Consider the following 10,872-nt stretch of genomic DNA (forward strand, 5'->3'; position numbering starts at 1 on the left):
TGGACATCCTGGCGTACGCGCGACGCGTGAGGGACATTCTGGACGCGGGCGGCCGCAATGCCTTGCAACAATAGCGCGACCTTGTCGAGCCCGTTGATGCGGCGCCAGGGTTTCTCCGCTTCCGGGATCCTCAGGATCTACAGGAAAATCGGTTGTGACGCGCAAAGTACGGCCGACCGTTGGTGCGCGGACGGACCGTGATCGTTGGATCGTGCCATTGCCGTAATGCGGCACGAACGGTAGACGTATGAAGCTCGCTGGATCCGGGCGTCCGCAAGCGCACTTTTTTACGTCGCCCCGCGCCGGTCAAGCGCCGTCGTCACGTCGTCAGCCTCAGATCGCTTCCGGCATGGTGACGTCGCCGCCCGTCGGGGTTGTCGTGCGCCGACCGTTAACCCAATGAATTCGCCAGAGCGCGCAGGATTTGATTCGGATTATCTTCGATGGGCGAACCGTGGGACACGAGAATGCGCTTCAGCGACTCAAGTGATGCCCATTGCAGAAGCTGGACGCGCAGTGCCTCTTTATCCTCGATGAGGACCAGCCTCACTGGCTTCGGGATGTGCGGCTCGTCTCCGGCAAAACCCATCATCCGCAGCAGCCAGCCGCCGAACCCCGATTCATCGCGAATATTACCGACGAGATCATTCAACACCAGTGTCATACCGTTCGGAGTACGTATGACAAGCGCCGCCTCATGTCCACGCGTTCCAGGAACGGTCACGAACTGCACATTCGGATCGCCGAAGCCGGGGTCCGTCGTGTCGACGTGCACCGTTTCTTCCACCTTCGCCCGGGACCCTTCTGGCGCAACAACCTGTATCGACGGGTAGCGCTCTTTCCAGACTCTCGCGTCTAGCCGGTGATGGTCGTTCGGCACCACCAGAAAGGCGGGCTGTCCGTATTCCTCGAGCGCCAGCATCTCGACCTCATCAAGCGCAATTGCGCTGAATATGACCAGTCGCGAGTCGTGCAAACGCGCCACGGTCATGCGTCGCGGAAGGTCGGTAAGCGGCATATGGAGCTCACCGGTCACCGTGAGGACGTTTTCGTCGACTTCTGTGAGCTTGCCATGGGGCAACACTTTCCACTGCTGAAAAGGCCTGGTCATCGCCGAGCTCCGTTTTGAGGGCGGTCCCTACAGATGTGGAGTGTGCGCGCAAGAGGACGGTCAAGCAAATGACTCGAATAGCGAGCTCCTCGCATTCCATTATCTACCTGCTCCATGCCAATGCGACGCTTTCCATAAGGCCGACGTTCACGGACGATTTCAAGCCGCGCCATTAGCTTCTGACTTGCATGGAGCATAACTATGCGCCACGCCGAAATGGTAGCTGTTTCGCCAGTTTTCGGATTCCGTACGGGACGCTGGGATTTGTCTTGCAATTGAAAGTTGCCGAAGCCAGACAGCTTCACCTTTTCGCTGCATTCCGGCGTGCCGCGTATCACTTCAAGAAAAGCCTCGACCATCTCCTTCGCTTCCTGTTTGCGCAGACTCGCGCAATCGCACAGTATTTCGATCAGCTCAGCCATCTTGAGGATCGACGTCTCAGTGGCCGCGTCAGTAGTCGAGATCGGGGTAGACGCCTTGAGATGACGTGGCGGGCCGCTCTGCTTCAGCTCGCCCGCCTGCCGTCGATGAGCTGACGCGCCTCGCGAGCGCAGTGATTCAATGCGCGCTCGACGGTCATGGGTTCCGTCTCCATCCCTTCGATGCGTCGGTTCTGGCGGAAAAGAACCTGTCCGGTGGCGACTTCCTCTATCGACATCGCAACATCGACGTGAGGCTGCTCGCCGTCATTTTCCCTTTCGACTGCGTTCATCGAGACCGCGCAGCCTCTATGCATAAACGAATTTTCCATCGTTGCACTCCTTTCGGTGAGGGAGATCCTGACACGGCCATACAGAACCTTTGACATGGGCGCCGACTATCGTTCCACGACGATTGCTGATGAGCCGTACCGTCGCGTCCCGGCTAACGGGACGGATGTGTATTTGCTGCCTGACCGCACGCGGCTAGCGGCGGGTCAGTTCCCGGTGGTGTCCGGCGAGATAGTCCGCGACATCGGCAAACCTGCTGGCGGGGTCGTTCGTGATATGGCCAGTTCCTGTGGTACGTCCATGCTACAGTGCGAGCCCGCGAAGGCGGGGAGATCGGGTCGGGTGCAGGCTCAAAGGGACCAGTCATGAATGAGCAGAAACTGATGGATGCGGTCGCGGCTGCGACGGGCGGGAGCAACGCGGCAACCAGCGAGGCAGTCGACGCGTCATCGCGTCGGTCACTGACGCCGTCACGACCGGCGAGACCGATCCAGCTGATCGGCTTCGGTTCGTTTTCCACCGGAACGCGTAACGCGCGTAGCGAGACGGGTGACGTACGTACCTATGGCGTACTAGTACTAGTCATCGGCTGATCAGGAAATCCGATGAACGCACTCATTTGCAGCAAACCGTCAGCGAGGCATCACGGACCTGCCACGCCGACGCGTCGATTCCAAAGGACTTGATGAACTGCGTGGATAAGCTCGATAAGGAACGCAAACCCGCGAAGCAGGTCATGTCGTCAAAGGTCGCTCGATCTGTCGCTTGAGGCGGGTGTCTCGTAGCGCCAGATCAGCTTCACGGATAGCGGACGCCAGCGGGGTCCGGGAGACGCTGCTGACTCTCGCGCAAGACACTCGACGTACCACCGCGCGAGCGCAATGCACCGCAGCTCGCTGCTGGATGCTCACCCCTTTGTTCGGAGGCGCTGTGGAACGCACGGGAGATGCGTAGTGTTATCCACCAACTCGAGTGGGTCGTTCGCCGGCACGAACTGTATCCAGCGATCGCATCAGGATCGCGCAAGACTGGACACGCCAGGGTCTGCCTGGGTCAGCCCACAGCCTTTGCGGGTTCCGCTCCAGCTTCGCTCCGCGGACCGGTGGAGTGCGGGCGACTGCCAACGCCCACCGAATCCCGGAGATGCCTGACACGCAACCGACCTATGATGGAATCATCGAGGTGCGACACTCGCGCCTCCTGACCCGAAGGAGCGAGAACCATGGCCAAGAAGAAGACCGAGTCAGTTTATCGTGTCACGGAAATCATTGGCACGAGCGCAGTTTCCTGGGAGGAGGCGGCAAAAAATGCCGTGGAAACAGCCGCCAAGGCGCTGCGTGATCTGCGTGTCGCCGAAGTCTGCAAGCTCGACATGAAGGTCGATGGCGGCAAGGTCGTTGAATACCGCGCGCGAGTGTCCTTGTCGTTCAAGTACGAAGCCTGAGCGGTTGACTTGCCGACTGGAGTGGAAAGCCCGCATAGACGAGGCTTTCCCTCGTCAGAAGGTCGGCCTCCGGCTACGATCGTCGATCGTTTGCTCCGGAGCATATGCAAGGCTGCCGATGACACAAGGTGGCGCGGCTAGCCGAACCTGGTTGCGATTAAAGCGGTCGTGCGCCGCGCACGGCGACGTCGGCGCCCCGGCGCCTGCCCCAAGGTTTTGGCTCGTGCATGTGCGCGAGGGGCAGCGACGGGGGAGCCCCGAACTCCGGCCGCGGGACCGTAGGTCAAGTCCGACAACCCTGTGCCATGGCACAGGGATATGAATGTGGCACCGACTGGAGCGCTCACTGTTCGAGCACATACTTGCCGGGCGCATCATCCAGTGTCGTACCCGCGCCGATTGACGGCGGTGCAATCTGTTTACTGGAGCGCGCGGCAAGCCATTGTTGCCAAGACGGCCACCATGAGCCGGATTGCGCTGGCATCGTTGCCAACCAGGTGTCCGGGTCAACGTACGGATCGCTATCGCGCCGGATGCCGAAGCGGTAACGGCGTCCGGTGTGGCCGGGTTCCGAAATGATACCCGCGTTGTGGCCTCCCGAGGTGAGCACGAAACCGATCTCCGTATTGGTCAGCGCGTGGAGTTTGTACACCGAACGCCACGGCGATACGTGATCGCGTTCGGTACCCACGACAAAAATCGGCAGCTGCAGCCCGGCTATCCGCACCGGTCTTCCATGCACACAATAACGGCCTTCGGCCAGATCGTTGTGGAGGTACAGGTGTCTGAGCGTCTCAATGTGCAACCGGTATGGCAACCGTGTGCCATCTGCATTCCACGCCATCAGTTCGGTGGGTTGTGTGCGTATGCCAAGCAGGTATTCGCGCACCAGACGCGACCAGATGAGATCGCGCGAGCGCAGCAGCTGAAACGCAGCGGCCATTTGCTCGCCATCCAGATAACCCTGCTTCCACATCAATGCGTCCAGATAGACGAGCTGGCCCGCGTCGATGAACAGACCAAGTTCGCCCGGCTCGCCGAAGTCGGTCTGCGCGGCGAATAGCGTCATGGATTTCAGGACTGAAGACCCGGACCGGGCTTCGCGAGCATGTGCGGCGGCGCCCATCGTCAGTAGCGTGCCGCCGAGGCAATAGCCTGCCGCATGCACCGGTGTCCCGCCAGTAATGCGACGCACCTGCGCCAGTGCCTCGAACAGGCCCCGTTCGAGATAGTCGTTCAGGCCGACATCCCGCGCTTCGTTGCGGGGGTTCCGCCAGGAAATCATGAACACCGTGTGCCCGTGTTCGACAAGATAGCGAACGAGCGAGTTGTGCGGCGAAAGATCGAGAATGTAGTACTTCAGTATCCACGAAGGAACGATCAATACCGGCTCACGCCAGACCGTTGAGGTCTGCGGCTGATACTGGATCAGCTCGATGATACGGTTGCGGTACACGACCTTGCCCGGAGTGATCGCAACGTCCCGTCCGACGCCACCGCCGGGAATGTGCCCACGCCTTGAGGAAGGTCCGGACTTCGACAGCAGATCCTCCTGGTCTTCCAGCCAGTTGCGCGCACCATCAAGGAAATTACGACCGCCAGTTTCTGCGGCTGCACGCAGCACCACCGGATTGAGCCACCAGCAGTTCGCCGGTGACAGCATGTCGGTGCATTGGTGCGCGGCGAAACTCACCACCTGCTCGTGGTGCGGAGAAACCCCGGGCACGCCAGTGGTGGCTTCGTGCCAGAACGATTCAAACTGGGCAAACGTGTCGCGCAGCACCTTGAACGGCCAATGGTCCCACTGCGCATCGTCGAAGCGCGGGTCGCCGCCATGCCCGTTGCTCATCTGCGCGCCGGTCAGGAAGCTGTGCCAGTCCGTCAGAAGGCGGGTCGCGAGCGCATCGTGCTTGCCTGGTGAGCACGCCAGATGCAGCGCCCAGTCGAACCATGCCAGCGACAGCGAGGCGGGCGAGCCACCGCCCGCAGCCTGGGCAAGCGCGGCAAACACGGTCCGGTCGAGCTGCGTAAGCACCTCAGAAAGAGTTTCCGGCTGTCGCGTCTCGCCGTCCGGGTCTGCCGGGGTCTCCGGCGGCCAGGAGGCTTCAGAAGGTCCTGGTCTTATCGCGATGTCGGCCATCAGTCACTCCAGTGGTGCTACGGGTATTGATTGGTCAACGAGCCATCGCCGCGGTGCCTGTCGCGGCCCTCAATGAACTAGCGACGCAATTAATATGCCAAGCAAGTAGTGGTGCACACCATTTGGCACCGGCGTGAAAGCAACAGACGAACGCGCGTTCGCGGGCGCATCCGGATTGCTGTTGAGCTCTTGCGGGCAAGCTCGCTCAACCTATATTTGAAGTTGGCAAGCCGGGCTTTCGCGCGGACTCGTGGCACATCCAGCGACTGCCGCGTCCCGGCCACGAGCCACATAACAACCCATTGCATCGCGCCGGGGCAAGCGCGGAACTTCATCACCCCTGACCGCAACGAAACCAATGACACTCGCGATGCCCTGACGTTCTTGCCGGGATCCCTATGCTTTACCAGATCGTCGAATATCAGCGCGCGCTGCTGGCACCGTGGGCGGCCTGCGCTGCGGAAGTCACGAACGCACTGGTCGGCCCCGACAGCGCGCTCGCCCATTTCCCGGGTGCACAATGCATGGCTGCCGCCAGCGGACTGCTATGGACGTTTGCGAAAGCGTACCCAAAGCCAGCCTTCGGCGTGACCTCTGTTAATCTCGACGGCCGCGTCATTCCGGTCATCGAAGAGGTCGCGCTTGAAGGGCCATTCTGTCGTCTTCGTCATTTCTTCCACGACACGGTGGGGAACTGCGCCACCACCGGGCCGCGTGAGAGGCCGGTCGTGCTGGTTTGTGCACCGCTCGCAGGTCATCAGCGGTCCTGCTGCATGAAGTCGTCGAATCGCTTTTGCTGGATCATGACGTGTACCTGACCGACTGGAACGATGCGCGCCGCGTGCCGGCGGCCGAAGGGCCGTTCCACCTCGATGACGATGTGCTGCAATTGCGGGCGTTTATCCGTCATATCGGCGCGCACGATCTGCACGTGCTTGCCGTATGCCAGGCAACCATACCCGCGCTGGCGACCGTCTCGCTGCTGGCGAGCGCCGGTGAGTCGCCCCCTAAAAGCCTGATTCTGATGGGCGGCCCGATCGACGCGCGACGAAGCCCCACCGCGATCGACCGTCTGGCGACGTGCCACCCGCTTGCATGGTTTCAGCACAACCTGATCCACCCGGTACCGGAGCAATACCCCGGCGCCGGGCGCAAGGTGTATCCGGGCTTTCTGCAGCATGCCGGCCTTGTCGCGGCGCACCCGGACCGCCTCGTGGGTCGCCACTGGGACTATTACGTCGATCTGCTTCGCGGCGACGTCGACAGTGCGCGGGCGCATCAGCGCGATTGCGATGTGTATAACGCCGTGCTCGACATACCGGCCGAGTTCTATCTGGATACCATACAGACCGTGTTCCAGGAATTCCGCCTCGCCCGTGGACGTTGGCGAGTCGGGGATCAGCTGGTGCGCCCGCAGGACATCCACGGGACCGCGCTGCTCACCATCGAAGGAGAAACAGACGACATCTCCGGCCGTGGCCAGACGCATGCCGCGCACGACCTGTGTCGGGGCATGGCCGCGCGTTACAGGCGGCAACTGACGTTGCGAGACTGCGGGCATTACGATCTTTTCTCGGGGCAGCACTGGCGGACCGAAGCCTATCCCGCCATCCACGATCTGATCCGGAACCACGCGGACGCTGCTCGATAGCGGGGCAGGTCCATGCTATGTGGCAAGGGTACATCGCCGGGCGCTTTCGCGCGGCTGTGGCGGCGGTGGTGATTTGTGGGGGACGCCGAGGACCGGCGTACTCCAAAGCGAGGTCAGAGCGGCGGTGCCTCACGGATTGTCTCTTCAGCGCCGAACCCACTTTGCGCGGCATGCAAACAGCATATCAAGGACTACCTATTGATGCATCTCGGAGCAGTCCCGTGCCGCAGTGGCGGAACCGGACATGATGAAGTGTAGTGATCCGATATGGTTTTGCCGACATCTCCTGGTCCATCGCGACAGCGGGAGACATCAATGGTTATTGAGTCTTTTCGCTGGTCAAAAATCTGAAAATAAGCGACTGGCATGCGATGTAATAAATATTTCGCAATTTCAGGTTATAAGCGGCCACGCCTGGAAAGAGAATTCTGGCCTGTAAACGCCCTAGAATAGGGGCGCGCCGCTGCGCCGTTCGTATAAATCGTCCTATGCCCCCGCCCATCATGGCTTCCACGGCCTCCGCACCGGCACGGCGAGAGCATGCATTGCCTTCGATATGTAGATCATATAAACAGACAAATCAAAAAGGTACTCCGCATATTGCATTTGCCTTGCAGATGTACATCAGGATTCAGACGGCGATTCATGGCGTGCAATGCTCCGTGTAACTCATCCAGACCAAACGTTAGTAATTACTTCAAGCTGCGAAGATGTGACACGACTTCGGGCCTGTTTGGCATCACCCGCTTTTTGTCGCCGGCAGCCCCGGGAAGTTTCACTGGCGAAATATCGGGTTGCGTGGAAACGAGCGAAGTGCTGTTCCACGACCCTCGTCACCATCGTGATGATGGTCGCCGGGCGAAAGCGCTATCGCAATAAGGGGCGTAGACGCATTCATTGGGTGGCGGCGAGAGAAAAAAGACACTTCAAGGATGCTTCAGATAGGTCGATTCAATTGGTACCCCGACCGCTGCCGTCCTGTAATGGAATCTTCGTCGTTTGGCAACGCCAGCACCTGTCGATGCCCACACCAGCACCCTTCCGCAGCCCAGCGCGGCGGATGTAGTACGGGCAATCGCGGCTGAGACCCATACGCCTGTGGAGCGAGTGTCGAAAATGAAGCCGACACGGGAGCTTCGATACGACGCGCTTCATCAATTGGTCACCGTTGCCGAACATGCTGGGCGTTGGGCATACATCTTCAGGAGGCGAACATGGCTGATTTTCAGGGACAAGCTGCTACAACCCAGCGAGCTAATCTCGACTTCTTCTTCGGCCTGGCGGGCACAATGCTGGAAGGCGAGGAAAAGCTCGTCAGACTGAATCTTGAGACGGCGAAGACGGCGTTCGCCGATTGGTATCAACGCGTGCAAGACGGGATAGCGAAAAAGGACAAACAGGAAGTTGGTGATTTGCAAGACGCGCTGACGCTGCCTTCGGCGGACAAGGTCCTGACGTACGAACGGCAGGTTGCCGAGATTGCGACGACCACGCAAACGCAGCTGGCAGAGGTCGTCAATGCCCGATACCAGGAGGCCAGCCGCCAGGTTCAATCGTTCGTCGAGAGTCTCGCGCAAAACACCCCGGTCGGCTCCGAAGCCGCAATCGCATTTATGAAGCAAGCTATCACGCTGGCCAACACCGCTCAGGAAGCCGTGCAGAAGGCTACGAAGCAGGCCGTCGCAGTCGCGCAAAGTAACGTGGAAGCCGCAACGAAAGCCGCATCGGTGGTGACCGAAGCGGCTGACCAGGCAGTTGAGAAAGGGGCATAGGCGGTGAAGGCAGCGAAGCAATAATTTGAAGGAACGTTGAACACGCGTGGTCGCACGACGTGGCGACCTAATGCGGCCCGGCCACACTGCGACGTGGCCGCTACCGGACGAGCCCAGCTCTCGTGCGCTGGGTCGTTCGTTCCGGCGCACATTTGGAAATACGAGAGGCCCATACTTATCACTTTAAGCTTGAGTTGGCGCATAGCGGTTTATACGACCGCTCGTTGCGCGGGTCAGAGGGCAACCGAATTAGAAGGACTTTCCCGATCTCGTGGCATAGCGATATGCCAGGATGATTGGTGCTGGGCAACCCATCTGAGAAGGGGAATGATGTTCTTGGCCAGATCCACGCCGATACGAGTAATCTTGTCCATGACTTCAGGCGAACCTCGTGGCCGAGCGCGCGCAGCTTGCGTGCCCAGTAGTGGGCTGCGCTGCAAGCTTCCATTGCGACCAGGCATGGCTTGAGGTTGGCAAACCATTCGAGAAACTCTTCTGCCGCGAGATTGCTTTCCTGACCACCACGCGTTCCATGCTGTCCACGCCGTGTACCTGGATGATCGCGCCGCAGTTCGCCGCGCCATACCGCAAGGGCGGCAAGCACGTGAAGAACGACAGGCTGGATGCCGAGGCCATCTGCGAGGCCGCGGGCCGACCGCATATGCGCTTCGTGGCCGTCAAAACGACGGACCAGCAAAACGTGCTGGTGCTGCACCGGATGCGGGACGGTTTCGTTGAGGAGCGTACCGCGCTCGTCAACCGGCTGCGCGGTGAGCTGGTGGAGTTCGGCGTGTTCCTGCCGCAAGGCATCGACGCATTTCGTGCCCACTTCGTCGAGGCACTGGAGGACGGGCCACTGAACTGAACGGTGTCGCGCGCACTGCGCTGCTGCGAGGCTGGGAGCACCTGCAGGCCCTCGACCAGCAAATCGCCTGGTGCGACGCGCAAGTCGCCACGCACGTGAAGCACGACAGCAACGCGCAGCGCGTCATGGCGGTCATCCGCATCGGGCCGCTCACCGCGTCGGCCGCGGTGGCCACCGTCGGCGACGCTCACCTGTTCAAGAACGGACGCCAATTTGCCGCCTGGCTCGGCACGATGCCCAAACAAGCGAGCAGCGGCGGCAAGACCCGGCTGGGCCGCATCACCAAACAGGGCAACACGTATCTGCGCACGCTGCTGTTCCAAGGCGCGCGCTCGGCCGTCACGAGCGCCCATCGACGAACCGACCGGCTCTCGCGCTGGATCGTTCAGCTCCAGGCACGCGTGGGTTGGTATCGAACGCTGGTGGCCGTCGCCAACAAGCACGCGCGCATCCGTACGCCACCACCCCATGACGCTTGCCACGAATACACCCCAGCACGCGCCAAGGACCAGCATTATGAACGGAATGGCGGCGCACATCGTGTCGAACGAGAGTGCGCGTAGAACACGCGGCAATGCATACTGGTCACTGGCCGTAAGGAACAACGCGAAGAGTCCAGTAGACACAGCCGTGCGCCCGTGCATGAAGGCACGGGCAGGCCGCACACGGTAGCGGACGATTAAATATGCGAAAAAGTAGGCAACGGCCGCAGGAGCGACCAGCAACAGCTAAAAGAGCGCGTCGTTCTGGACTGCAAAGCCCATCAACGCCTCGTGCAGATTGTCCAACGCTGCTTCCAGCAGAGCGCGCCATTCCGGGGGCTGGCGTCACCGACCGACTTTTCGACTGTCAGGCGGCCTTGCCTTTCCTGCGGGCGCGCAGAAGCGTGGAAATGCTCCCCCCGATTGCTCGGCTGCCTGTTGGTAGGTGATTCCCTGCCTGATCAGGGACAAGCCCTTGTTCACCAGACGCGGTGTCGCGTTGGGCCGGCCGAGGCGCGTGCCCCTGGCGCGCGCATTGGCCAGGCCCGAGCGGACACGTTCCCGAATGAGCTCCCTTTCGAATTCCGCGACCGCCGAGAGCAATTGCGCCTGCATCCGATCCACTTTGGTGTGCTCATGTCAATCTGGCCAGGTACCACGAAGGCCACTCCAAGCGCTTCCAATTCCGCCATTGTCA

The 10,872-nt window shown here is 60.7% G+C and carries 11 protein-coding genes and 3 pseudogenes; 8 read left to right on the top strand and 6 right to left on the bottom strand.

Annotation, left to right across the window (positions count from 1 at the left end; translation table 11 throughout):
- Window positions 1-391: 391 nt before the first annotated feature.
- From SB822_RS51130 to SB822_RS51140, 3 genes and pseudogenes are all read right to left on the bottom strand, one after another.
- Window positions 392-1,111 carry a hypothetical protein gene (locus SB822_RS51130; RefSeq protein WP_410858364.1) on the bottom strand — a complete coding sequence of 240 codons (720 nt, stop codon included), beginning with the start codon at window positions 1,109-1,111 and terminating at the stop codon, window positions 392-394.
- A gap of 158 nt (window positions 1,112-1,269) precedes the next feature.
- Window positions 1,270-1,533, bottom strand: a pseudogene (locus SB822_RS51135) (HU family DNA-binding protein); the annotation flags it as partial.
- 83 nt (window positions 1,534-1,616) lie between these two features.
- Window positions 1,617-1,919, bottom strand: a complete 303-nt coding sequence (locus SB822_RS51140) for a hypothetical protein (protein ID WP_410858365.1) — start codon at window positions 1,917-1,919, stop codon at window positions 1,617-1,619.
- Window positions 1,920-2,186: 267 nt separating this feature from the next.
- Between SB822_RS51140 and SB822_RS51145 the strand changes: the two genes are divergently transcribed.
- The 3 genes and pseudogenes from SB822_RS51145 (at window position 2,187) to SB822_RS51155 (ending at window position 3,265) form a co-directional block, all read left to right on the top strand.
- Window positions 2,187-2,414, top strand: a complete 228-nt coding sequence (locus tag SB822_RS51145) for an HU family DNA-binding protein (RefSeq protein WP_410858366.1) — start codon at window positions 2,187-2,189, stop codon at window positions 2,412-2,414.
- Between the two features lie 159 nt (window positions 2,415-2,573).
- Window positions 2,574-2,830: pseudogene (locus tag SB822_RS51150) on the top strand (transcriptional regulator); the annotation flags it as partial.
- A gap of 213 nt (window positions 2,831-3,043) precedes the next feature.
- Complete coding sequence (locus SB822_RS51155; RefSeq protein ID WP_131244622.1) at window positions 3,044-3,265, top strand: dodecin family protein; 222 nt, start codon at window positions 3,044-3,046, stop codon at window positions 3,263-3,265.
- A gap of 343 nt (window positions 3,266-3,608) precedes the next feature.
- Here SB822_RS51155 and SB822_RS51160 read toward each other — a convergent pair whose 3' ends face one another.
- Window positions 3,609-5,405, bottom strand: coding sequence for a PHA/PHB synthase family protein (locus SB822_RS51160; RefSeq protein WP_410858367.1), 1,797 nt, complete (start codon window positions 5,403-5,405; stop codon window positions 3,609-3,611).
- A 398-nt stretch (window positions 5,406-5,803) separates the two neighbouring features.
- On the opposite strand from SB822_RS51160, the gene SB822_RS51165 reads away from it, so the two are divergent.
- From SB822_RS51165 to phaP, 3 genes are all read left to right on the top strand, one after another.
- On the top strand, window positions 5,804-6,223 hold the full coding sequence (locus SB822_RS51165) for a hypothetical protein (protein ID WP_410858368.1): 420 nt from the start codon (window positions 5,804-5,806) through the stop codon (window positions 6,221-6,223).
- Window positions 6,214-7,056, top strand: a complete 843-nt coding sequence (gene phaZ, locus SB822_RS51170; protein ID WP_410858369.1) for a polyhydroxyalkanoate depolymerase — start codon at window positions 6,214-6,216, stop codon at window positions 7,054-7,056. Before SB822_RS51165 ends, phaZ begins: the two co-directional genes overlap by 10 nt.
- A gap of 1,214 nt (window positions 7,057-8,270) precedes the next feature.
- On the top strand, window positions 8,271-8,828 hold the full coding sequence (gene phaP, locus SB822_RS51175; protein ID WP_410858370.1) for a TIGR01841 family phasin: 558 nt from the start codon (window positions 8,271-8,273) through the stop codon (window positions 8,826-8,828).
- A 379-nt stretch (window positions 8,829-9,207) separates the two neighbouring features.
- On the opposite strand, the pseudogene SB822_RS51180 reads toward phaP, so the two are convergent.
- Window positions 9,208-9,303 (bottom strand): annotated as a pseudogene (locus SB822_RS51180) (IS110 family transposase); the annotation flags it as partial.
- A gap of 186 nt (window positions 9,304-9,489) precedes the next feature.
- Here SB822_RS51180 and SB822_RS51185 point away from each other — a divergent pair.
- Together SB822_RS51185 and SB822_RS51190 are read left to right on the top strand one after the other, a co-directional pair.
- Window positions 9,490-9,693, top strand: a complete 204-nt coding sequence (locus SB822_RS51185) for a hypothetical protein (RefSeq protein ID WP_410858374.1) — start codon at window positions 9,490-9,492, stop codon at window positions 9,691-9,693.
- A gap of 95 nt (window positions 9,694-9,788) precedes the next feature.
- The gene (locus SB822_RS51190) at window positions 9,789-10,256 is read left to right on the top strand and encodes a transposase (protein WP_410858371.1); all 468 of its coding nucleotides are present in this window, start codon (window positions 9,789-9,791) and stop codon (window positions 10,254-10,256) included.
- 264 nt (window positions 10,257-10,520) lie between these two features.
- Here the strand turns inward: SB822_RS51190 and SB822_RS51195 are convergent, their stop codons facing one another.
- On the bottom strand, window positions 10,521-10,799 hold the full coding sequence (locus tag SB822_RS51195; RefSeq protein WP_410858372.1) for a recombinase family protein: 279 nt from the start codon (window positions 10,797-10,799) through the stop codon (window positions 10,521-10,523).
- Between the last annotated feature and the right edge of the window lie 73 nt (window positions 10,800-10,872).

This window comes from Paraburkholderia sp. SIMBA_054, assembly GCF_046534875.1.
Lineage (GTDB): Bacteria > Pseudomonadota > Gammaproteobacteria > Burkholderiales > Burkholderiaceae > Paraburkholderia > Paraburkholderia hospita.